This window comes from Microbacterium sp. DMC48 (genome assembly GCF_056313825.1).
The window spans coordinates 85,454-107,658 of the sequence record NZ_JBQUZN010000005.1 but is presented as its reverse complement, the minus strand read 5'-3'; the positions used below and the strand labels follow the sequence as shown (position 1 = coordinate 107,658).

The following is a 22,205-nucleotide window of genomic DNA, read 5'->3' as shown; positions in this document are numbered from 1 at the left end:
GACGTCTCGGTGGCGCCGGCGACGGCAGCGGCGGATCCGACCGAAGCCGTGTCGGAGGATCCCTCTAGCGTGTCGACCATGAACACCGACGAGCTGTTTCTGCGTTCCGACGCCGCCCTGCGCGACGTGATCGATCGGATCGATCCGGCCGATCTCACCCGGTCGGCGCCCGCCGACTGGACCTCCACCCCCGACCCCACGTTCCGCGACGTCCTGCAGGCCCACACCTACGACGAGGCGTGGGTGCCCGACGTCCTGCGCGGCCGTGCGTCGGCAGACGGCGACGACCTGCGCGGGGTCGATCTGCTGGGCGATGATCCGATCGGCGCCTACGACGCGCGCAACGACGCCGCGACCGCCGCCGTTCGCGCCGGCGGCTACGCCGACACGTTCCGGTTCAGCTACGGCGACTACCCCGCCGCCGAAGGCCTCGCGCACTTGGCCACCTACCGGGCGTTCCAGGCATGGCAGATCGCGAAGCACCTCGGCATCCCGTTCCATCTGTCGCCGGAGCTCATCGCCGGTCTCGAGGAGCACGTCGTGACGTTCGCGGACGAGTGGCGCCAGTGGGGCGTGTTCCCTCCCGCCATCGAGGCACCGGCCGATGCCGACGACGAGACGCGCCTGCTCTGCGCCGTCGGCTACTGGGTCCCGTAGAGGGGCGATCGCGGCGTCCCTCGAGCCGGCGGCCCCGCCGGATAGGCTGGAGCGCATGCCCGTGACCTTGCTCGGAGCCGCCGAGATCCGTGCGCTCGCCGCCGACCTCGACGTGACCCCGACGAAGAAGCTCGGTCAGAACTTCGTCGTCGACGCCAACACGGTGCGAAAGATCGTGCATGTCGCGGAGGTGGCGGCCACCGACCGTGTCGTCGAGGTGGGCCCCGGGCTCGGGTCGCTCACGCTGGCGATCCTCGAGACGGGCGCGGCGGTCACCGCGGTCGAGATCGATCATCGCCTCGCCGAGCGTCTGCCGGCCACCGCTGCGTCTCACGGCGTCGCCGAGGGCGCCTTGACGGTGGTGGATGCCGACGCCCTTCGCGTCACCGCTCTTCCCGGCGATCCGAACGTGCTCGTCGCGAACCTGCCGTACAACGTGAGCGTTCCGGTGCTGCTGCACTTCATGGAGACCTTCCCGGGTCTCGAGCGCGGTGTCGTGATGGTGCAGGCCGAGGTGGGGGAGCGGCTCGCCGCCCCGCCGGGATCCAAGATCTACGGCGCGCCCAGCGTGAAGGCCGCCTGGTACGGTCCGTGGAGGCTGGCCGGCACCGTTTCTCGGCAGGTCTTCTGGCCGGTGCCGAACGTCGACAGCGTGCTCGTCGGGTTCCGTCGTGACCCCGAGCCGCGCGGCGACGAGGCTCTGCGCCGCGCGACGTTCCAGGTGGTCGATGCCGCCTTCCAGCAGCGCCGCAAGATGCTGCGGCAGGCGCTGGCACCGGTGCTCGGCGGATCGTCGAGCACCGCATCGGCGGTGTTGGAGGCTGCGGGCGTCGACCCGACGGCGCGTGGTGAGCAGCTCACCATCGCGGACTTCGTCGCGATCGCCCACACGCTTCGGTAAGCACCGGTGCGCACGCCGGGCCTCGCCGTGACCCGCTGACCGTCGGTCGGCGACATGTCGCGTCCTGTTCACCGCGCGGTCACGAAACATGCTTGTAACATTGCGACTATGCGTGTGGCCGAGCATCCTGCTCCCGAACGGGTTCTGCTCCACCTCAGCGACACCCACCTGCGCGCGGCCGGCTCGCGCATCTGGGAGCGCGTGTCGGGCGAGGAGCACCTGGCGCGTGCCCTGGCCGGCATCGAAGCATCGGGCGTGCGTCCCGACGCGATCGTGGTGACGGGCGACCTCGTCGATCTCGGCGAACGCGCCGCCTACGCCATGCTGCGCGCGATGGTCGAGCCCGTGGCCGCTCGCCTGGAGGCGCCGGTGGTGTGGGTGATGGGAAACCACGACGATCGCGCCGCGTTCCGCAGTGAGCTGTGGGACGACGAGGACGCCGACCTTCGCCCCGTCGACCGCGTCGACGAGTTCGACGGCCTGCGCATCGTCACCCTCGACACCTCCGTGCCCGGGCACCACTACGGCGAGATCAGCGACGCGCAGTTGGCCTGGCTCGCCACGGTGCTCGCCACTCCCGCGCCGCTGGGCACGATCCTCGCCATGCATCACCCGCCTGTGCCGAGCGTGCTCGCGCTCGCGGCGAGCGTGGAGCTTCGCGATCAGGCGCGGCTGGCTCGCGTGCTGCGCGGCACCGACGTCCGTGCGATCATCGCCGGGCACCTCCACTACTCGACGTTCGCGACCTTCGCCGGCATCCCCGTCTCCGTCGCCTCGTCGACCTGTTATGCACAGGATCTCACCGTGCCGGTCGGCGGCACCCGCCCGCAGGACGGTGCGCAGTCCTACAACCTCGTCCACGTGTACGACGACACGGTGGTCCATTCCGTGGTCCCCGTCGATGTGCCACGCGTCATGGAGTACACCGACCCGCAGACGGCGCAGCGGCTCCTCGCGGAGGCGGGGATCACGGGCGTCGGCGTGCAGCGGCCGTCGGCCCCGCCGACACGTCCGGTGTCCGTGCGCCACTGAGCGGACGTTCCCACGGGGCGCGGACCGGGAACATCCGCTCGAGCGTGTCGCGGAGCATCCGCACCCGCAGCTCTTCCGGCACCTCCGTCTCGCCGCCGTCGTTCAGGCAGAACATGTCGGCGTCGCGGCGCTGCTCCAGTCGACGCATCTTCTTCAGGGCGGACGCCATCGTGGTCTGCACGTACCGCACGCGCGGCTCGGTCGTCGCGATCGCCCGCCCGGTCATGAGCGCGTAGTAGTGGTACAGGCTGTTGGTCACGGAGACGTCGGTCGCGCTGCGGAAGCGCGATGCCGCGGTGCGCGCGATGTCGTCGGCGAACTCGCGCTCCACCTCCGCGGCCACGCTTCGCCGCATCGGTGCTGCACAGTGTTCGAGGTCGCGCAGGATCACGCGACCGAACCGCTCGCGCAGGAGCTCCCGATTCACGCGCAGCGCGTTGTCGTGTCCGGACCGTTCCGTGCGCGTGGGGCCCGATCCGATGCGGACGTCGCACTCGACGAACTTCGTGAGGCCCCCCGCGGTGAAGAACATCTCCGCCGTCACGGGGCGGCCGAAGAACATGTCGTCGTTCGAGTAGAGGAAGTGCTCGGCCAGCCCGTCGATGCGGTGGAGTTGCGCCTCGACGGCATGGGAGTTGTGCGTGGGGAGCACCGACGGATCGGCGAAGAACTCCTCGCTGCGAACGACCGTGACCCGCGGATGCTCCCGCAGCCATGCCGGCTGCGGCGAGTCGGTGGCGATGAAGATGCGGCGCACCCAGGGGGCGTACATGTGCACGCTGCGCAGCGCGTACCGCAGCTCGTCGACGTGCCGGTAGCGGGCGGGCCCGTCGTCGCCTTTGCCGACGACGTACTCCTCCTGCTGGGCGGCGCGCTGCCGTTGGAACTCGCTCGCCGACCCGTCGACCCAGGAGAAGACCATGTCGATGTCGACGGTGACCTGGTGGGGACGCACCTCGAACATGCCGGCCACGGTGCGCCACGACCTGCCGTAGCGCCAGACCGTCGTGACGACGAGATCGGATGCCGGGAAGACGCGCCGCGTGAGCGCGGTGGGTCGTGGCGTGTGGACCAGATCGCCGCTCATGCGCCATGTCTCCAGGCGCACGCCCTCCGCGCTGCCGTAGCGGAGAGAGCCGCTGTCGGTGACGCGGGGACGGAACAGTCGCAGGGACCAGACGGCGTCGGCCTCGGGCAGAGGCACATCGACGGCGAGACGGGCGGCACCGCCCGGCGCCTTCGCGTACAGGGGCTCCCGGGCTCCGGCGGCAGCGAGGGCGCGGAGCGCCGCGCGCCCCTCCGCGGCATCGACCACGATGACGGCGGCGCCGTGATCGTCTTGCGCGAGCAGCGGATCGATACCGGCGGCGGCCAGGGTGTCGGCGATGAGGCCGATGTCGGCCACACGGGCCATCTCGGGCGTCAGGTCGTCGTGCACGATGTGGAGCACGCCATCCACCCAGCGCACGTCGTCGCGGGCCAGCAGGCCCGACCAGGGATGCGGGTGCGGTGAAAGTGCCTCCAGTGCTGCCGTCACGAGGACCGCCCTTCGTCGTCGGAGAGGCTCAGCGTACGGTGCCGGCGTTTCCCGCGCGTTTCGGGGACGGCAGGCGCGGCGGGCGGTCGCGGTCGATAGCCTGGACGGGTGACCGACATCTCCGAGCGCTTCCCCGCCTCACGCGGCGGCGACCTGCACCGTCCGTACGCTGCGGCATCCGACCGCTACTCCGCCTCCGCGTTTCGTCAGGTGGGCTCGAGCGGGCTGTATCTGCCCGCGATCTCGCTGGGGTTGTGGTGGAACTTCGGCGACAACGTCCCCTTCGACAACCAGCGCGCGCTACTGCGCCACGCGTTCGACCGCGGCATCACCCATTTCGATCTCGCCAACAACTACGGTCCGCCCTACGGCAGCGCCGAGACCAATTTCGGACGCATGATGCGCGAGGACTTCCGGCCCTACCGGGACGAGCTCATCATCTCGTCCAAGGCCGGCTACGACATGTGGGACGGGCCCTACGGTCAGTGGGGTTCGCGCAAGTACCTGCTCGCCAGCGCCGAGCAGTCGCTGACGCGCATGTCGCTCGACTACGTCGACATCTTCTACTCGCACCGCTTCGATCCCGTCACCCCGATCGAAGAGACGGTCGCGGCGCTGGATACCCTCGTGCGTCAGGGCAAGGCGCTCTACGTCGGCATCTCCTCGTACGAGCCCGACCAGACGGCGCGGGCTGCCGCGGTGGCGCGCTCTCTGGGCACTCCGCTGATCATCCATCAGCCCTCCTACTCGATCCTCGGTCGATGGATCGAGGACGGCCTGACCGGCGTCCTGCGTGAGGAGGGGATGGGTGCGATCGCCTTCGTGCCGCTCGCGCAGGGGCTGCTCACCGATCGCTATCTGGGCGACGGGACCTCGGCGCGATCGCAGGAGCGCTCGTCGCTGCCGGGCCGTCGTCTCACGGACACTGCGCTGGAGGGCCTGCGCGCGCTGAACGTGATCGCCCGCGAGCGCGGACAGAGCCTCGCTCAGCTCGCGCTGCAGTGGGTGCTGCGCGACGGCGTCGTGGCCTCGGCGCTCATCGGCGCCTCGCGCACGCAGCAGCTCGACGAGAACCTCGCGGCCGTGAACGGCCCCGCGTTCGACGCGGAAGAACTGGAACGCATCGACGTCATCTCCGCCGGCATCGGCGAGGTCTGGGCGGACGCTTCGTGACGACCGCTGCGGTGGCGGGTCGCCGGGTGCACGTGCGTGCGCCCGGCAAGATCAACATCGCCTTCGACGTCGGTGACGCCCAGCCCGACGGCTACCACGACGTGGCGTCGGTGTATCAGGCGGTCTCCGCCTACGAAGACGTCTGGGCCCAGGTGGCGGACGACTTCACGCTGGCGGTCACCGGCGACCTGGACGTGTCGGGGGTGCCGCTCGACGAGTCCAACCTCGCCGTCCGCGCCGCGCGGCGCGTCGCCGAGCGGCTCGGGTGGCGCGGCGGCATCCACCTCGACATCCATAAGGGCGTGCCCGTCGCCGGCGGGATGGGGGGCGGGTCGGCGGATGCCGCGGCCGCTCTCGTCGCCGTCAACGAGCTGCTCGGCGGGGGACTCACGACTCTCGAACTTCAGGAGCTGGCGGCGCCCCTGGGCGCAGATGTGCCCTTCGCGGTGCTCGGGGGAACGGCGATCGGCACGGGTCGCGGCGACGAGCTGGCCCCCGCGCTGGCACGGGGTCGCTTCGACTGGGTCCTCGTGACGAGCGCGGACGGACTGTCGACGCCGGCGGTGTATCGGGAACTGGACCGTTTGAGAGCCCTGCCCGACATCGCGCCCGCGCACGGGGTGCCCGCCGCCGATCCTGTCGTGATGCAGGCACTGCGTGCGGGCGATCCCGCCGCGCTCGCGGTCGCCGTCCACAACGACCTGCAAGAGGCCGCCCTCTCGCTGCGGCCCTCGCTGGCCGCGACGCTGCGCGGCGGTCATCGCGCGGGCGCTCTGGCCGGGCTCGTCTCGGGTTCGGGACCCACTGTCGCCTTCCTCGCCGCCGACGAGCGCGGAGCGGCGGCGCTGGCGTCCGAACTCGCCGCGTCGGCGGCTTCCGGATCGCGTGTGCTGCACGTGCACGGACCCGTCCCGGGCGCGCGTGTCATCAGCGCCTGAGAACGCCCCGCACCACCAGGCCGAGCCTCACCGCAGACCGTCCGCACGAATGGAGACCCGCATGTCCGATCACCGCTCCCACCACGATGCATCGCTGGACCGCACGATGACCGACGAGCTCGATGGACGCGGGCTCGGCGTGCGCCGAGTCGACGATGCGCTGCGCAGCGAGACCGACCCCTGGTTGGAAGCCGTCTCCCGCGGCTTCCTGGGCGGTGAGCGCACCGATGTGCAGCGCGACGCCTTCTTCGCGCACACGGCGTATCGGCGCAAGATCGGCGTGTTCGACGACACCGCCCCGCAGCCCGACGTTCCGGTCGCGACGTTCGCGTCGTGGGCGGCGGAGCTCACGCTTCCGGGCGGTACCGTTCCCGCGTGCGCGATCAGCTCGGTCACCGTCGCTCCCACCCACCGTCGCCGTGGCATCCTGCGCTCCGTGATGACGGGGGAGTTGCGCACCGCCGTCGAGCGCGGGCTTCCCGTCGCGATCCTCACCGTGAGCGAGTCGACGATCTACGGCCGCTTCGGCTTCGCGCCGGCCGCACTTGCCGCGCAGTGGACGATCGACGCACGTCGGGCGCGCTGGGTGGGGCCCGAGGCGCCGGGACGCATCGACTTCGTCACCCGCGCGCAGGGGCGCGACATCGCCGCGGCGCTGCACGAGCGCGTGCGCACGCAGACGCCCGGTGAGATCGAGATGCCCGGTGGGCACTGGGAGCGCTTCTTCGGCATCAGGCCCGACGCCGAGAAGGCCGAGGAGCTCCGCGTGGTCCAGTACCGCTCCGTGGCGGGGGAGGTCGACGGCGTCGCGCTGTACAAGGTGACCGAGAACGAGCACGACTTCGTGGCCTCGACCGTCGATGTCCTGCTGCTGGTCGCGGCGACGGACGAGGCGTACGCCGGTCTGTGGCGCTTCCTGCTGACGATGGACCTCATCGGCACGGTACGCGCGGGCGAGCTGTCGGTCGACGAACCGCTGTGGTGGATGATCGCCGATCAGCGCGCCGCGACGGTCACCGTGCGCGACCACCACTACACGCGGATCCTCGACGTGCCGGCCGCGCTGTCGGCGCGCACCTACGACGTCGCCGACGCGGTGACGCTGCAGATCGCCGACCCACTCGGCGTCGCCGCCGGCACGTTCGTGCTGACGGCGGATGCCGACGGCGTCGCTGCGGTCGACATCGTGGACGAACCGCCGGTCGGCATTCCCACGGCGACGATCGGGGTGGCCGAGCTGTCGGCGATGCTGCTCGGCGGAGTCTCGGCCGTCACGCTCGCGCGAGCGGGACGTATGGTCGCCGATGATCCGGCGCGACTGGCGCGACTGTTCGCCTCGACGGTGCCGCCGCGTCTGAGCTTCTGGTACTGAGCCCTGGAACCACGCGGGGCCCGGACCGGTGTCGGATCCGGGCCCCGCGTGGTGAGAGGTCTCAGCTGCCGCAGACCTCCTGCAGCTTCTTGGCCTCGGCGGTCAGCTTCGTCGAGGATTCCTGGCCCTTCGTGGAGATCTCCTCGGCCTTGGCCTGAGCCTCCTGCAGCTTCTGCATGGCGGCCTCGTCGCTCGGATCGATGTTCTTCAGGTTGGGCATCTCGAAGTCGGCGAAGATCGCGGCGAAGTTGCGGTACTCGTCGGCGAATGCGCTCAGCGGGGCCTTGACCTGCTCATTGGTGACCTTCGACTCCGCAGAGGAGAGTCCGTCCAGAACCGGCTGGAAGAGCGACGAGAAGTCGACCTTCTCGCCCGAGGTCGCCTGGCTCATCGACGCGTTGAGGTCGCTCGTGATGCTCGAGGTCGCCGTCTCGATCTCGGTCTTTGCGATGCTGCAGGCGTCGGCGACGCTCTGCCCGCCCGCGCAGGCGGTGAGCGCGGCCGTGAGGCTGAGGGCTGCGGCGATCCCGCCGATGCGGGTGACGTTCTTCGTGTTCATGTCATCTCTCCGGTTTCTGATGTGCGACGGTTTCTCCGCCCACGAGAAGAGAGGGCGAAAGCTCCAGCCTATGACGGCGATACGAAGATCCGATGTCCATGCTGGGAACGGGGCCATCGGCCGTCCGCCCGCTCGCGTAGCCTGGAACCGATATGGCGCATCTGCTCGGGGCCGAAGGCCTCCACCTGGAATTCCCCACGAAGGTCGTGTTCGACCGCGTCTCGCTCGGCGTCGACGAGGGCGACCGCATCGGCATCGTCGGTCGTAACGGCGACGGCAAGTCATCCCTCATGGCCATGCTGGCCGGCCGCCTCGCGCCGGATGCCGGGCGCGTGACGGTGCGCGGCGGCGTGCGCGTGGGCGTGCTCGACCAGGGCGACACGCTCGATGACACGTTGACCATCGCGCAGAGCGTCGTCGGCGACCGCGCCGAGCACGACTGGGCCGGGGATGCCGGGGTGCGCGACGTGATCGCGGGCCTCGTGGGTGATCTCGACTGGGACGGCCCGGTCGCCGGACTCTCCGGAGGGCAGCGGCGACGGGTCGCGCTCGCGCACCTGCTCGTCGGAGACTGGGACGTGCTGGCGCTCGACGAGCCCACGAACCACCTCGATGTCGAAGCGGTGGCCTGGCTCGCCGCGCACCTCAAGCGGCGCTGGTCGGCATCCCAGGGTGCGCTCCTGGTCGTCACCCACGATCGATGGTTCCTGGACGAGGTCTGCACCAAGACGTGGGAGGTGCACGACCGCATCGTCGAGCCGTTCGAGGGCGGCTACGCGGCCTACGTGCTGCAGCGCGTCGAGCGCGACCGCCAGTCGGCCGTGATCGAGCAGCGTCGACAGAACCTCGCTCGCAAAGAGCTCGCGTGGCTGCGCCGCGGCGCGCCGGCGCGCACCAGCAAGCCGCGGTTCCGCATCGAGGCGGCCAATGAACTCATCGCCGACGTCCCCGAGATCCGCGACAAGGTGCAGTTGCAGTCGCTCGCCGTGTCCCGGTTGGGCAAGGACGTCGTCGACCTGCTCGACGCCGGCGTGACCTACGGCGATCGACAGGTGCTGCAGGACGTCGAGTGGCGCATCGCGCCGGGGGAGCGCACCGGCATCCTCGGGGTCAACGGTGCCGGCAAGTCCACGCTCCTCGGGCTCATCGCCGGCACGGTCGAGCCCAGCCACGGTCGGGTCAAGCGCGGAAAGACCGTGAAGGTCGCGACGCTCACGCAGCGGATGGACGAGCTCGACCAATACCTGGACGATCCGGTGCGCGTGGTCATCTCGGGCCTGCGCACGAGCTACACGATCGGGACGGGCTCCAAGGCGGCCGAACTCACGCCGGGCCAGCTGCTGGAGCGCATGGGCTTCAGCTCGGCGCAGCTGTCGACGCCCGTGAAGGATCTGTCCGGTGGTCAGCAGCGTCGGCTGCAGCTGCTGCTGATCCTGCTCGATCAGCCCAACGTGCTGATCCTCGACGAGCCGACCAACGACCTGGACACCGACATGCTGGCCGCGATCGAGGATCTTCTCGATTCGTGGGCGGGGACGCTCCTGGTGGTCAGCCACGACCGCTACTTCCTCGAGCGGGTCACCGATCAGCAGTACGCCGTGATGAGCGGGCGCCTCCGGCACCTGCCGGGAGGAATCGACGAGTACCTGAGGCTCCGCGCCGCCCAGCGCGATCAGCCGGCGGCGCCCGCCGCGGCGACGTCGGAGGGTGACGGTGGTCCGGCGTTGGCCGGTGCCGACCTCCGCGCGGCGCAGAAGGAGCTGGCGGCGGCGGAGCGGCGGATCCAGAAACTGACGGCCCAGGTGGATGCCGCCCGCACCGCCCTTGCCGACCACGACCAGTCCGACTATGCGGGGCTGGGCGAGAAGATGCGCGCGATCGGCGAGCTCGAGGCAGAGATCGCTGCGCTGGAGGAGCGCTGGTTCGAGCTCTCCGAGCTCATCGGCTGACCTCTCGCTCCCGCACAGCGTCACGCCGTCTGCGGGGGATTTGCCTCTGCGCGGCGCCTTTGCGAGAATGATTATCAGTACCAGGGCTGCACTCGCGATGGCCCGATCACCGCGATGGAGGCTCCGTGCTCACTCTTGCCGACGTGCGCGTCCGCGCCGCCGACGAGACGACTCCGCTGCTGGAGGTCCCTCGCCTGGAGGTGGCCGCCGGTGAACGCATCGTCGTGCGCGGGCCATCGGGTGCGGGCAAGAGCCTCCTGCTGTCGGTTCTGGCTGCGCGGCTGCTGGACGGTCTCACCCTGACCGGGCGCCGTGACGCCCCCGGCCTCGAGCGCGTCGGCTTCGTGCCCCAGCGCGGCATCGAGGCGTTCCATCCGCTGATCCGACTGGGCCGTCAGCTGCGGGTCGTGACCGGTGCGGATCGTACGCGCGCGGGCGACGCGCTGGCCCGGGTGGGCCTCGGGGATCCGCGTCTTCGTCGCCGCCGCCCCGCCGAGCTGTCGGGCGGCCAGGCGCAGCGGGCCGCCATCGCGCTGGCCGTGCTGAGCGGTGCCGGCCTCGTCGTCGCCGACGAGCCGACCAGCGCGCTCGATCCGCAGACCCGCGACGAGGTGCTCTCGCTGCTCACCGGCGCTCTCGCCTCCGGTGCCGCGGGCGCACCGGCCCTCGTTGTCTCCACCCACGATCCCGAGGTCGCCGCGGTGCTCGGCGCACGCCGTCTGGAGGTGCGCGACGGTCGCATCGTCGCCGACATCCCCGCGCCGTGCGCGCCTGGGGCCGGCGCATCCTCCGCGGCGGGGGAGGCCTCATGACGGCGTTGGAGGTGCGCGCGGTCACGTTCGTCCACGGCACCGGCCGCGCGCGGACGACGGCGCTCGCACCGACGGACCTGACGGTGGCGGCCGGTCAGAGCCTCGCCGTCATCGGACGCTCGGGCGCCGGCAAGTCCACCCTCGCGGAGATCGTGCTGGGGCTGAAGCGCCCGGCCGCCGGGACGGTGCGTGTGCAGGGCGAGCCATGGAACGACGCGACCCGCGGTCCGCGTCGGGCTCGCCGATGCCTTGTCCAGGGGATCCCGCAGGATGCGGCCGCGTCGTTCGTGCCGTCGCGCGCCGTCGGCTCCCAGATCGCCGACGCCCTGCGACGGCTCGGCGTCGCGGACGGCTCCGATGCCGAGGTGCGGGTGCATCGGGCGGCGGAGATCGCCCACCTCGACCCGCTCCTGCTGGCCCGCCGACCCGGCGAGCTGTCGGGCGGTCAGGCGCAGCGCGCCGCGATCGTCCGTGCCGTCGCGGCGGAGCCCGCGGTGATCGTCGCCGACGAGCCCACGAGCGCGCTCGATGCGGCGACGGCGGATGCCGTGGCATCCGCCGTCCTCGCCCTCGCCCCGTCCCTCGGCACGGCGCTGCTGATCGTCACCCACGATGCGGCGCTGGCGGCGCGGTGCGACGCGATCCTCGAGATCCTCCCGGCGACGGAGGTCGCATGAGCGCGTCACCCCGGCTGCGCGTGATGCTGGCCGCGCAGGCCGCCTTCATGATCGGCTTCTCGAGCGTCGTCCCCTTCATCGCGGTGCTCGCCGACGACCGCTTCCACCTCGGTCCCGCCGCGATCGGCGCGATCGTCGGGGCACGTGTCGCCGTGCAGCAGGGCCTGTTCATCGTCGGCGGCGCTCTCGCCGACCGGCTCGGGGCCCGGACTGTGCTGCTCACCGGGTGCGCCGTGCGGGCGTTGGGCTTCGTCCTGCTGGCGCTGGCTCCGACTCCTGCGGTGTTCGTGATCGCGGTCCTTCTCATCGGTATGGCCGGTGCGCTGTTCTCGCCCGCGGTCGACGCCTATGCCGGGGCCGCGGATGCCGCATCGCGTGCGCGTCCGCGCCCGGTCGGTGCGCGTCGGTGGAGCGCTCCGACCCCCTTCGCCGCGCTCGCGCTGGCGGGGGAGGCAGGAGGCATCGTCGGCGCGGCGGTCGGCGCCCTCTTCATGCCCGCCTACGCCGTGCCCGTCGTGATCGTCGCCTCCGCGGTCTTCCTCGCCGCGCTCGTCGTGCTCGCGCGGCTGCTGCCCGCACGCCCGCCGGCGGCCGTCGTGCCCGTCGCGGCACCGGGCGATCACGCGGACCTCGGGCGCCTGCGGCGGGTGCTCCCCTCCGCGGTCGGCGCGGCCACCGTGCTCGCCGTCTACACGCAGCTGTTCTCGTTGCTCCCTCTCGGGATGGCGGCGCGCGGGGTCGGCGGAGGCTGGGTGGGCGTCGTGTCGATCGTCCTGTCCGCCACCATCGTCCTCCTGCAATGGCCGCTGTCGCGGGTCGCGGAACGGCTCACCCGGCCGCGGGCGGTCGCCGCCGGCGTCGCCGCCGCCCTCGCCGCCGCCCTGGCGGGCGCGGTCTCGGCCGCCGCGGCATCCGTCCCGGCCTTCGCGGCCGCGGCCGCCGCCGCGGCGGTGTGCACGGCTCTCGCAGTGATGCTCGCCACGCCGTCCGCGCAGTCGCTCGTCGCGGCCGCCGGCCCGGCCTCCCGCCGGGCCACGCGCCTGGGGGCCCTCGCCTCCGCCGGCGGCGTGCTCGCGCTGGGCGCCTCCGCGCTGGCCGGCGCCGTCGCCGGGGCATCCGGTCTCGCGGCGGCGTGGCTGATCGTCGCGCTCCTGCCCGCCGCCGGGCTCGTCTTCGCGTGCATCGGCGCACGCACCGTCCCCGATCCCACCACCAGAGAGGAACACCATGACCACCCCCCGACGATCCCTGAGGGTCGCCGCCGTCGCCCTGACCGCCCTTCTCCTGCCGGCACTGAGCGGCTGCTTCGCCGGCGGTGGCGCCGCCCCCGGCGCCGCGTCCGATGAACGCGTGTCCGTCGCCATGCTGCAGCCGCCGCGTTCGGGGCTGTCGCCGCTGAGCGACGACGCGTTCAAACTGTCGCGCTGGAGCACGGCCGAGACCCTCGTCGTCCTCGACGACGATGCCGTCGCCCAGCCCGCGCTCGCGACCGCCTGGACGCAGACTGCCGACACCACCTGGCGCTTCGAGATCCGCGACGGTGTGCGCTTCCACGACGGGACGGCCCTGACGGCCGACGCCGTCGTCGGCTCGCTCCAGCGCGCCGCGGCCGCCAGCCCCGTGCCGCGCATCCTCAAGGGCGTGGGGCTTCAGGCCCGGGCCGACGGGAACGCCGTCATCGTGACCACGGCCGACGTCGACCCGCTGCTGCCGCAGCGCCTGTCCAGCCCGCAGCTGTCGATCCTCGCTCCCTCCGCGTACACGGGCGACACCGTCTCGCCGATCGGCACCGGCACCGGTCCGTTCCGTCTCGTCGCGGTCGACGGCATCACCGGCGCCACCCTCGACCGGTTCGACGGGTACTGGGGCGGGCGCGCCAAGCTCGCCGGCATCGACGTCTCGTTCGTGCCGGACGGCACCGCGCGGGCGGCCGCCCTCCGCACCGGCACGGCCGATATCGTCGAGGCGGTCCCCGCCGGACAGGTCGCGACGGTCGACCCGGAGCTCGTCCACGAGGTCCCGATGCCGCGCACGAACACGCTGTACCTGAACACGGCGAAGGGGCCCTTCGCCGACCCGGCCGTGCGCGCGGCGGCACGCGCCGCGATCGACCGCGCCGCGATCATCGCGTCGGTATACGAGGGACGCGCCGACGAGGCCCGGGGCCTGCTCGGTCCGGCCCTCGCGTGGACGGTGGGCGCGCGCGACACCACCGCCTACGAGGCGCTGCTGTCGTCGCGGGCGACCCCCGGCACGGTGGACGCGGTGCCGATCACCCTTGGCACCTTCACCGACCGTGCCGAGCTGCCCGAGGTCGCGGTGCTCGTCGAGCAGCAGCTGGAGGCGGCGGGCTTCGTCGTCACGCAGGACGTTCGCGAGTACCAGTTCATCGAGGCCGATGCGCTCGCCGGTGCGTTCGACGCGTTCATCCTGTCGCGTGCGACGGTGCTCGACTCGGGCGACCCGGTCGCCTCCTTCGCCTCCGACTTCTCCTGCGGCGGCGGATTCTCCCTTTCGCAGCTGTGCGATACGGAGGTCGACGCGGCCATCTCGACGGCGTCGCGGACGGCACCGGGCGTCGAGCGTCAGCGTGCGATCCTCGCCGCCGAGGCGCGGATCCTGGCGACCGACGCCGCCGTGCCGATGCTCCACGAGCGCGTCGTGCAGGGCGAGTCGAGGCGCGTGCGCGACGCGGCTCGCGACCCGCGCGAGCGCACCCTTGTGACCATCGACACCTGGATCGATGCGGCCGCGACGGGCGATGCGCAGGGCTGACACGGCGGCGCTCGTCTCGCGGGTCGTCGCCGTCTTCGCGCTGCTGACGATCGCCGGGGCCCTGCCCTGGCTGTCGCAGCGCGACCCGGCGGCGTCGATCCTGCGGGCACGCTACGCCGAGCTCGAGCCGACGCCCGAGGCGCTCGCCTCGATCCGCGCCGAGCTCGGGCTCGACGGCGGTCCCCTGGCCATCAGCGCGCGCTGGTGGTCGGAGGTCCTGCGCGGCGACCTCGGCACGTCCTGGGTCAGCGGCGGCGCGGTCGGACCGGGAGCCGTCTCGGCGTTCGGCGTCTCACTCACGCTCGCCGGCTTCGCCCTCGCCGTGGCGCTCATCGTCGCGGCGGCGCTCGTCGCACCGGCGTGCCGTCGTGTGCTCCGCGACCGGCCGGTGCGCGGTGCCGGACCCGCCGGCGTCGTCCTCACCGCGATGCCGGAGTTCCTCCTCGCGAGCGCGCTCCTGGTCGTCTTCGCCGTGCAGCTGCGACTGTTCCCGCCCTACGGCTGGCACGGCATGGTCAACGTCGTGCTGCCCGCGCTCGCGCTCGGCATCCCGGCCGGCGGTCTCATCGGACGTCTGCTGGTCGACGCCCTCGCCGGAGCGAGCACCGAGCGCTGGACGCAGATCTGGCGGCTGGCCGGAGCGGCGCCCGCGACCGTGCTGCGCGGCGTCGTCCGGCGCGCTGTCGCCGCCGTCGTGGATCAGGTGGGACTCGTGCTCATCGGGATGCTGGGGGGAGCGGTCGCCGTCGAGCAGGTGTTCGCGATCCCCGGGCTCGGGCGCTACCTGCTGGGCGCGGCCAATGCGCAGGACCTGCCGGCGCTGCAGGCCGGGGTGCTGTTCATCGCCCTCGCGGCGATCGCCGTGGGGGTGCTCTTCGGCGCACTCCGCCTCTGGGCCTGGGGTGGGCCGCTGCCCGAGGGCGCTCTGGCGCCGCCGCCGGAACACCGGCCGCGCGATCGCGTCGCCCTCGTCTCACTCGTCGTCGCCGGATCTCTGCTCGCGCTCATCGTCGCCGCGGGCATCGTCCGCGACCCGTACACGAGCGCGCATCCACGGTTGGCTCCGCCGTCGTGGGCCCTTCCGTTCGGCGCCGACGCCTCCGGGCGCGACCTCCTCGCGCGGGTGGCGCACGGTGCCCTCGGCACCCTGGGCCCGGCGCTGGTGATCGTGCTGGCGAGCGTGCTGATCGGCGTGCTCGTCGCCTTCGCGGGCGCAGCGGCGGAAGGTCCGGTCGAGGTCGCGAACGCGACGCCGCCGATCATCGCGGGCGTCATCGTGGCCGCCCTCGTCGGCCCAACGGCCGGGGGAGCGGCGGCGGCCGTGCTCTGGGTGAGCTGGCCGCCGCTGGCCGCACACGCGCGGAGCCTTCTTGCCGAGGCGCGGGCCCTGAGCTACGTGCGATGGCTTCCCGTGTTCGGCATGGGGCGCGCCGAGGCGACGCTGCGCCATGTCGTGCCGACGGCGCTGCCGCCGCTCGCGCGCCACGGAATGCTGCGTCTTCCGGGTATCGCGCTGGCCCTCGCCTCGCTCGGCTTCCTGGGTCTCGGGGCGCAGCCGCCGATGCCCGAGTGGGGGCTGCTGCTGGCCGAGGGCATCGCCTACGTCGAGCGTGCGCCCTGGACGACCCTCGCGCCGGCCTCCGCCCTGATCCTGGTCTCGGTCATCGCGGTCGCGGGGGCGAGCCTGCGGATGCCGTCGCGCCGCGGTGCGGTGCGGCGAGAAGCGGCCGGGGCGCTGTGAACGGCAGAAGGGGTGGTGAGGGAGAATCCCTCACCACCCCTTCTGCGCGCGGTGCGCTGAGGCGGGCTCAGTGCTCGTCGTAGTGGTCTCCGTGAGCGGCGTGCTTGTGACCGTCGTGGACGTAGTCGACGTGGTCGTCGTGCGTGACAGCCTCATGCCCGCAGGCGTCGCCGTGCTCGTGCTCGGCGGTGGTGTGCTCGGCGTGGATCTCGGTGGTCATGTCGTGTCCTTCGGGTGTAAGTGCTCAGTCGTGAGCGACGTGGTGGATGGTGTCGTCGTGGTCGACGGGCTCGTGCACGTGCGCGATCGCATCGGCGATCACGTGGGTCACGTGCAGATCCGCGACCCGGTAGCAGATCTCCTTGCCCGACCGGGTCGCAATCACGAGACCGGCCTGGCGCAGCGTTCGGAGGTGCTGTGACACGAGAGGCTGGGACATTCCGGTCGCCTCCACGAGGGAGCCGACCGTGGGGGACTCGTCGCCGATGATCCTCAGGAGCGCCAGTCGCGACGCGTTCCCGAGAACCTTGAAGAGCTCTGCCGCTGAGGTGAGCCCCGGCTCGGTGTCCATGGGTCTATCCGATCAGACGCATAAACGAATTGCAATATTTTGATGAAGATGAGAGCGATTATCGGTCGAGAGTGATTCTCAGGAGTCGAAGCCCAGCGACAGCTTTCGCAGCAGGCCCGCGAGTCGCTCGCGATCGGAGCGTGACAGCACGCTGAGCAGCAGGGCTTCGGCGTCGACGAGGCGTGTGATCGCGGCATCCACGCGGGTCTTGCCCTCGTCGGTGATCGTCACCAGAACGCTGCGTCCGTCACCGGGATCGGCCTCGCGGCGCACCAGGCGGCGTCCGACGAGGCGATCGATGCGGTTCGTCATCGTGCCGCTGGAGACCAGCGTCTGCTGCAGCAGCTGCTTGGGACTGAGCTGGTAGGGCTCGCCGGCCCGTCGCAGTGCCGACAGCACGTCCCACTCCCAGGGTTCGAGGTCGCTGCGACGAAACGCCTCGCGTCGCGCCCGGTCGAGATGCCGCGACAGGCGATCCACTCGCGAGAGCACCTCCAGCGGCGAGAAGTCGAGATCCGGTCGCTGGGCGCCCCACGCGCCGACGATGCGGTCGACTTCGTCGTGCTCGGTGGACATGCCTCCATTATCGTCACGGCGCCCCTCGGAGTTGCGTCAAGATACCCCCGGGGGTATCGTGTGAACACGCGTTCGAGAAGGAGAACAGATGCGCATCGTGATCGTCGGGGGAGTGGCCGGAGGCATGAGCTGTGCCGCGCGTGCGCGCAGGCTCGATGAGGCGGCCGAGATCATCGTCCTCGAGCGCGGCGCGCACGTCTCGTTCGCGAACTGCGGCCTGCCCTACTACGTCGGCGGAGAGATCGCCGATGAGTCCGCTCTGCTCGTGCAGACCCCGGCCTCGCTGAAAGCGTCTCTCGCGCTCGACGTGCGCCCCGGTCACGAGGTGACGGCGGTGGATGCCGCGGCCAAGACCGTGACCGTGATGAGCGCAGACGGTGTCGACACCCTGCACTACGACGCCCTCGTGCTGGCTCCGGGCGCCCTCGCGGCGACGCCGCCCATCACCGGACTGGACTCGCCGCGGGTGCGGACGCTGCGCAGCGTCGAGGACGCGGTCGCGTTGCGTGATCGCGTCCAGGCCGGTGCGCGCCGTGCCGTCGTGCTCGGAGCGGGCTTCATCGGCATCGAGGCCGCCGAAGCGCTCGCCCAGCGTGGGCTGCACACCACCGTCGTCGAGTTCGCGCCGCACGTGCTGCCCCCGCTCGAGGACGAGCTGGCCGCCCTCGTGACCGCGGAACTGCGGACGCTCGGCATCGAGGTGCGCGCCGGCACCGCGGCCACCGCGGTCGAATCCGGTGAGGACGGCGACGTCGTCGTCCTCGACGACGGCACCCGCCTGGAAGCCGACATCGTCGTGCTCTCGGTGGGTGTTCGTCCCGACACGGCGGTCTTCGAGGCCGCGGGCGTCGCATGCGTGCGTGGGGCGATGATCATCGACGAGCACGGACGTACCTCGCTGCCCGACGTCTACGCGGTCGGTGATGCGACGGCATCCGTCGACGCTGTCACCGGGGCCGTGCGTCCCGTCGCGCTCGCCGGACCCGCCAACCGCGCCGGACGGCTCGTCGCCGACGCGATTCTCCGTCCGGAGCACGCTCGTCCGCTTCCGCGCCCCGTCGGCACGGCGATCGTCCGTGTCGGTGCGCAGACGGTGGCGATGACCGGCGCGAACCGCGCCGCGCTCGCCGCCGCCGGGATCGACGCGGACACGCTGCACCTTCATCCGGGCCAGCACGCCGGCTACTTTCCCGGCGCCTCGCAGATCCATCTGGTCGTCCACATCCGTCGGAGTGACGGTCTGCTGCTGGGAGCGCAGGCCGTCGGCGCCGACGGGGTCGACAAGAGGATCGACGTGCTCGCGACGGCCATCCGTGCGGGCTGGGCGGTGGATGAGCTGATCGACCTCGACCTGGCCTACGCACCTCCGTACGGTTCTGCGAAGGATCCCGTCAACATGGTCGGGATGGTCGGCGAGAACGTCCGGAGCGGGGCCCTCCGCCTCTGGTACGCGCAGGAGATCGACGCGGTCACCGAGACCGCGCTGATCCTCGACGTGCGCACCCCCGCGGAGCTGTCCACCGGGCATCTGCCCGGGGCGCTCGCCATCCCGCACACCGCGTTGCGCGGCCGGCTCGACGAGGTGCGTGCCGCCGCCGCCGGGCGACCCGTGCGCGTCATGTGCCAGTCGGGCGTGCGCTCCGCGATCGCGCACCGCGTGCTCGCGCAGGCCGGGTTCGACTCGGCGTCCCTGTCCGGCGGCATGCTGACGCTGCGCGCCGTTCTCGGTGAGCACGCGGATGCGGTGCTCGTCTCCGACCACGCCCGCATCTGAGCGGCGCGGACTCTTCGCCGCATCACCGACAACGTCATACGTACGAACGACGAGAAGGAGAACTTTCATGTGCTCAGCAGTAACGTGCCGAACCTGCGGCAAGACGACGTGGGCCGGCTGCGGCCAGCACGTCGATCAGGTGATGAAGAACGTGCCGGCGGCCCAACGCTGCCCCGGCCACGAACAGGAAGCGGGCGGCGGCTTCCTCGCCCGCGTCTTCGGACGATGACGGCGAACGCGTCCGCGTCGGACGCCGCGACAGCGCACGACGGCGCCGCGCAGCGCAAGATCGCCAATCGCCTGCGCCGCGCGCGGGGTCAGCTCGATGCGGTCATCGCCGCCGTCGAGGAGGGAAAGCCCTGTCGTGACGTGGTGACCCAGCTGGCGGCGGTGTCCAGCGCGCTGGACCGCGCCGGCTTCGCCATCGTGTCCACGGCGCTGCGGGAGTGTCTGTCCGACCCGGAGGGTGCAGCCGCGGAAGACGGCGTCACCGCCGACGAGCTGGAGAAGCTCTTCCTCATGCTCGCCTGAGCACGGCGATGCGGTCATCCGGGGTCGGGACTGGCAGACTGGAGCGGCACACCCGCCGTCTCGTGGGGTGCGGTCCGCCGTAGTGTAACGGCAGCACGACAGCCTTTGGAGCTGTGAGGTTCAGGTTCGAATCCTGGCGGCGGAGCATGACAGAGAACACGTTGGATGCGTCCCTCGCCGTCGTGATCCTCGCCGCGGGGCAGGGAACCCGCATGCGGTCGTCGCTGCCGAAGGTGCTGCACCGCATCGGGGGTCGCCCGCTCGTCGGACACGTTCTCGACACGGCCCGCGACCTGTCGCCCGCTCACGTTCTCGTCGTCGTCCGGCACGAGAGGGATCTCGTCGCCGATGCGGTGACCGGTATCTCGCCCGAGGTCGTCGTCGTCGACCAGGACGAGATCCCGGGCACGGGTCGCGCCGTCGAAGTCGCCCTGGACGCCGTCCCCGATTTCGACGGCGACGTGCTGGTGCTTTCCGGTGACGTCCCCCTGCTCGATGCCGAGACGCTGAGCGCCCTCATCCGAGACCACCGCTCGTCCCGGGCTGCGATCACACTGCTGTCGGCCGTGCTCGACGACGCGACCGGCTACGGCCGCGTCGTGCGCGCCACCAACGGCGGCGTGGAGCGCATCGTCGAGCAGAAGGACGCCACGGCCGCGGAAGCGGCGATCACCGAGATCAACGCGGGCGTCTACGTCTTCCAGGCGGAGATGTTGCGTTCGCAGCTGGCGCGTGTGGGCACCCAGAACGCGCAGGGCGAGAAGTATCTGACCGACGTCGTGGGCCTGGCCCGCACCGCGGGGCTCGCCGTCACGGCATCCGTCGTCTCCGACGTCTCGCTGACGCTCGGCGTCAACGATCGCGCGCAGCTCGCCGAGGCCGGGCGCCTGCTCAACGCGCGCACCGTGCGCCGGTGGCAACTCGACGGCGTCACGATTCAGGATCCGGCGACGACCTGGATCGATGTCACCGCGACCCTCGCGCCCGACGTGACGGTATTGCCCAACACCCACATCCTGCGCGCCACTGCCGTGGCTGCCGGCGCCACGATCGGACCCGACACGACGCTGGAGGACTGCGAGGTGGGCGAGAACGCCGTCGTCCGCCGCACTGATGCGACCCTCGCCGTCATCGGGGCGGGCGCCTCGGTCGGACCGTTCGCCTATCTGCGGCCGGGTACCGTGCTGGCCGACGGAGGCAAGATCGGAACGTTCGTGGAGACGAAGAACTCCACCATCGGCGCAGGCAGCAAGGTTCCCCACCTGTCCTACATCGGCGACACGACGATCGGACGCGGCGTGAACCTCGGCGCCGGCGCGATCACCGCGAACTACGACGACATCGCCAAGCATCGCACCGAGATCGGCGACGAGGTGCACTCCGGCTCGCACAACGTCTTCGTCGCGCCCGTTAGGATCGGAGATGGCGCCAAGACCGGTGCCGGTGCGGTGATCCGGAAGGACGTCCCGCCCGGAGCTCTCGCCTTGAGCGTTGCCCCCCAGCGCAACGTCGAGGGGTGGGTCGAGAACCACCGACCGGGAACGGCCGCGGCCGCGGCTGCCGCACGTTCCCGCACTGCACAGGAAGCGGACCATGGCGCGCAAGAAGCACACGGTTGACCTGGACGTCGAGCGCGGGATCGCCCCCGGACTCGTCGCCAAGACCAAGAAGCGTCTGGTCGTCGCCAGCGGCAGCTCGCATCCGACCCTGTCGCATGACGTCGCCCAGGCGCTCGGCACCGAGCTGGTACCGACCGAGCATCGTACGTTCGCCTCCGGCGAGATCCTGACCCGCTTCGAGGTGTCGATCCGCGGCTGCGATGCCTTCATCATCCAGTCCTTCGGCCCCCCGGTGAACGAGTGGCTCATGGAGCTGCTGATCATGCTGGATGCCGCCAAGCGCGCCTCCGCGAAGCGGATCACCGTCGTCGCGCCGTATTACCCGTACTCGCGTCAGGACAAGAAGGGTCGCGGTCGCGAGCCGATCAGCGCGCGTCTCGTCGCCGATCTGCTGAAGACGGCGGGTGCCGACCGCGTGATGAGCGTGGACCTGCACGCCGCTCAGATCCAGGGGTTCTTCGATGGACCGGTCGATCACCTGTTCGCCAAGCCCGTGCTGCTCGAGTACTTCCAGAACAGCCTTTCGGCCGACGACCGTGCCAAGCTCACCGTCGTCTCGCCCGACACCGGGCGCGTGCGCGTGGCTGACCAGTGGTCCGACTCGCTCGGAGCGCCTCTCGCGATCATCCACAAACGCCGCGACCCGAACGTCGCCAACCAGGTGACCGTCAACGAGATCGTGGGACACGTCGAGGGTCGCGTCTGCCTGCTCGTCGACGACATGATCGACACCGGCGGCACCATCGTCAAGGCGGCGCAGGCGCTGAAGGCCAACGGGGCCGAACGGGTCATCGTGGCGGCCACGCACGCGGTGTTCAGCGCTCCGGCGACCGAGCGCCTGCAGGATGCGGCGATCGACGAAGTCGTCGTCACCGACACGATTCCCCTTGCGGACGAGAAGCGCTTCCCGGGGCTGACGATTCTGCCCATCGCTCCGCTGCTCGCGCGCGCGATCAAAGAGGTCTTCGAGGACGGCTCGGTCACGAGCATGTTCGACGGCGCCGCCTGAGC

General features: G+C 71.5%; 22 protein-coding genes and 1 tRNA gene. 18 read left to right on the top strand and 5 right to left on the bottom strand.

What is annotated here, in order from left to right; all coding sequences use genetic code 11:
• Nucleotides 1-78 precede the first annotated feature (78 nt).
• The 3 genes from ACT53O_RS09585 (at nucleotide 79) to ACT53O_RS09575 (ending at nucleotide 2,590) form a co-directional block, all read left to right on the top strand.
• The gene (locus ACT53O_RS09585; protein ID WP_135949713.1) at nucleotides 79-657 is read left to right on the top strand and encodes a DinB family protein; all 579 of its coding nucleotides are present in this window, start codon (nucleotides 79-81) and stop codon (nucleotides 655-657) included.
• Between the two features lie 55 nt (nucleotides 658-712).
• Nucleotides 713-1,558 (top strand): 16S rRNA (adenine(1518)-N(6)/adenine(1519)-N(6))-dimethyltransferase RsmA, encoded by an 846-nt coding sequence (gene rsmA, locus ACT53O_RS09580; protein ID WP_476152092.1) that lies wholly within the window; start codon nucleotides 713-715, stop codon nucleotides 1,556-1,558.
• 108 nt (nucleotides 1,559-1,666) lie between these two features.
• Nucleotides 1,667-2,590, top strand: coding sequence for a phosphodiesterase (locus ACT53O_RS09575; RefSeq protein ID WP_476152090.1), 924 nt, complete (start codon nucleotides 1,667-1,669; stop codon nucleotides 2,588-2,590).
• Here ACT53O_RS09575 and ACT53O_RS09570 read toward each other — a convergent pair.
• Entirely contained in the window at nucleotides 2,526-4,127 is a 1,602-nt protein-coding gene (locus tag ACT53O_RS09570; RefSeq protein ID WP_476152088.1) for a stealth conserved region 3 domain-containing protein, read from the bottom strand. The genes ACT53O_RS09575 and ACT53O_RS09570 overlap by 65 nt on opposite strands.
• 108 nt (nucleotides 4,128-4,235) lie before the next feature.
• On the opposite strand from ACT53O_RS09570, the gene ACT53O_RS09565 reads away from it, so the two are divergent.
• The 3 genes from ACT53O_RS09565 to ACT53O_RS09555 all read left to right on the top strand — a co-directional run bounded on the left by ACT53O_RS09565 (nucleotide 4,236) and on the right by ACT53O_RS09555 (nucleotide 7,610).
• Nucleotides 4,236-5,300, top strand: a complete 1,065-nt coding sequence (locus ACT53O_RS09565; RefSeq protein WP_135949716.1) for an aldo/keto reductase — start codon at nucleotides 4,236-4,238, stop codon at nucleotides 5,298-5,300.
• Complete coding sequence (locus ACT53O_RS09560) at nucleotides 5,297-6,238, top strand: 4-(cytidine 5'-diphospho)-2-C-methyl-D-erythritol kinase (protein ID WP_135949717.1); 942 nt, start codon at nucleotides 5,297-5,299, stop codon at nucleotides 6,236-6,238. The genes ACT53O_RS09565 and ACT53O_RS09560 overlap by 4 nt, the downstream gene beginning before the upstream one ends.
• A 61-nt stretch (nucleotides 6,239-6,299) precedes the next feature.
• Nucleotides 6,300-7,610, top strand: coding sequence for a GNAT family N-acetyltransferase (locus ACT53O_RS09555; protein ID WP_476152085.1), 1,311 nt, complete (start codon nucleotides 6,300-6,302; stop codon nucleotides 7,608-7,610).
• Nucleotides 7,611-7,671: 61 nt separating this feature from the next.
• Here ACT53O_RS09555 and ACT53O_RS09550 read toward each other — a convergent pair whose 3' ends face one another.
• The gene (locus tag ACT53O_RS09550) at nucleotides 7,672-8,169 is read right to left on the bottom strand and encodes a hypothetical protein (RefSeq protein ID WP_036315271.1); all 498 of its coding nucleotides are present in this window, start codon (nucleotides 8,167-8,169) and stop codon (nucleotides 7,672-7,674) included.
• 152 nt (nucleotides 8,170-8,321) lie between these two features.
• On the opposite strand from ACT53O_RS09550, the gene ACT53O_RS09545 reads away from it, so the two are divergent.
• From ACT53O_RS09545 to ACT53O_RS09520, 6 genes are all read left to right on the top strand, one after another.
• The gene (locus ACT53O_RS09545; RefSeq protein ID WP_476152083.1) at nucleotides 8,322-10,118 is read left to right on the top strand and encodes an ABC-F family ATP-binding cassette domain-containing protein; all 1,797 of its coding nucleotides are present in this window, start codon (nucleotides 8,322-8,324) and stop codon (nucleotides 10,116-10,118) included.
• A 125-nt stretch (nucleotides 10,119-10,243) separates the two neighbouring features.
• Nucleotides 10,244-10,930, top strand: a complete 687-nt coding sequence (locus ACT53O_RS09540) for an ATP-binding cassette domain-containing protein (protein WP_476152081.1) — start codon at nucleotides 10,244-10,246, stop codon at nucleotides 10,928-10,930.
• Complete coding sequence (locus tag ACT53O_RS09535; protein ID WP_476152079.1) at nucleotides 10,927-11,607, top strand: ATP-binding cassette domain-containing protein; 681 nt, start codon at nucleotides 10,927-10,929, stop codon at nucleotides 11,605-11,607. The genes ACT53O_RS09540 and ACT53O_RS09535 overlap by 4 nt, the downstream gene beginning before the upstream one ends.
• Nucleotides 11,604-12,953, top strand: coding sequence for an MFS transporter (locus ACT53O_RS09530; RefSeq protein ID WP_476152077.1), 1,350 nt, complete (start codon nucleotides 11,604-11,606; stop codon nucleotides 12,951-12,953). The genes ACT53O_RS09535 and ACT53O_RS09530 overlap by 4 nt, the downstream gene beginning before the upstream one ends.
• Complete coding sequence (locus tag ACT53O_RS09525; protein ID WP_476152075.1) at nucleotides 12,835-14,382, top strand: ABC transporter substrate-binding protein; 1,548 nt, start codon at nucleotides 12,835-12,837, stop codon at nucleotides 14,380-14,382. Before ACT53O_RS09530 ends, ACT53O_RS09525 begins: the two co-directional genes overlap by 119 nt.
• Nucleotides 14,369-16,123, top strand: a complete 1,755-nt coding sequence (locus tag ACT53O_RS09520; RefSeq protein WP_476152073.1) for an ABC transporter permease subunit — start codon at nucleotides 14,369-14,371, stop codon at nucleotides 16,121-16,123. Before ACT53O_RS09525 ends, ACT53O_RS09520 begins: the two co-directional genes overlap by 14 nt.
• A 67-nt stretch (nucleotides 16,124-16,190) precedes the next feature.
• On the opposite strand, the gene ACT53O_RS09515 is transcribed toward ACT53O_RS09520, so the two are convergent.
• The 3 genes from ACT53O_RS09515 to ACT53O_RS09505 all read right to left on the bottom strand — a co-directional run bounded on the left by ACT53O_RS09515 (nucleotide 16,191) and on the right by ACT53O_RS09505 (nucleotide 17,270).
• On the bottom strand, nucleotides 16,191-16,343 hold the full coding sequence (locus ACT53O_RS09515; RefSeq protein ID WP_476152071.1) for a zinc transporter permease: 153 nt from the start codon (nucleotides 16,341-16,343) through the stop codon (nucleotides 16,191-16,193).
• A 24-nt stretch (nucleotides 16,344-16,367) separates the two neighbouring features.
• Nucleotides 16,368-16,694 (bottom strand): ArsR/SmtB family transcription factor, encoded by a 327-nt coding sequence (locus ACT53O_RS09510; RefSeq protein ID WP_036315238.1) that lies wholly within the window; start codon nucleotides 16,692-16,694, stop codon nucleotides 16,368-16,370.
• A gap of 78 nt (nucleotides 16,695-16,772) precedes the next feature.
• On the bottom strand, nucleotides 16,773-17,270 hold the full coding sequence (locus ACT53O_RS09505) for a MarR family winged helix-turn-helix transcriptional regulator (RefSeq protein ID WP_016464639.1): 498 nt from the start codon (nucleotides 17,268-17,270) through the stop codon (nucleotides 16,773-16,775).
• Nucleotides 17,271-17,358: 88 nt separating this feature from the next.
• On the opposite strand from ACT53O_RS09505, the gene ACT53O_RS09500 reads away from it, so the two are divergent.
• The 6 genes from ACT53O_RS09500 to ACT53O_RS09475 all read left to right on the top strand — a co-directional run bounded on the left by ACT53O_RS09500 (nucleotide 17,359) and on the right by ACT53O_RS09475 (nucleotide 22,203).
• Nucleotides 17,359-19,044, top strand: coding sequence for an FAD-dependent oxidoreductase (locus ACT53O_RS09500; protein ID WP_476152068.1), 1,686 nt, complete (start codon nucleotides 17,359-17,361; stop codon nucleotides 19,042-19,044).
• A 67-nt stretch (nucleotides 19,045-19,111) separates the two neighbouring features.
• A complete protein-coding gene (locus ACT53O_RS09495; protein WP_167487204.1) occupies nucleotides 19,112-19,273 on the top strand; it encodes a hypothetical protein in 162 nt (53 codons plus the stop codon).
• Nucleotides 19,270-19,575 (top strand): metal-sensitive transcriptional regulator, encoded by a 306-nt coding sequence (locus ACT53O_RS09490; protein WP_051039405.1) that lies wholly within the window; start codon nucleotides 19,270-19,272, stop codon nucleotides 19,573-19,575. The genes ACT53O_RS09495 and ACT53O_RS09490 overlap by 4 nt, the downstream gene beginning before the upstream one ends.
• 73 nt (nucleotides 19,576-19,648) lie before the next feature.
• Nucleotides 19,649-19,720: transfer RNA gene (locus tag ACT53O_RS09485), tRNA-Gln, on the top strand.
• 1 nt (nucleotide 19,721) lies between these two features.
• A complete protein-coding gene (gene glmU, locus ACT53O_RS09480; protein WP_036315236.1) occupies nucleotides 19,722-21,194 on the top strand; it encodes a bifunctional UDP-N-acetylglucosamine diphosphorylase/glucosamine-1-phosphate N-acetyltransferase GlmU in 1,473 nt (490 codons plus the stop codon).
• Entirely contained in the window at nucleotides 21,169-22,203 is a 1,035-nt protein-coding gene (locus ACT53O_RS09475) for a ribose-phosphate diphosphokinase (RefSeq protein WP_036315232.1), read from the top strand. Before glmU ends, ACT53O_RS09475 begins: the two co-directional genes overlap by 26 nt.
• The last annotated feature ends 2 nt before the right edge of the window (nucleotides 22,204-22,205 follow it).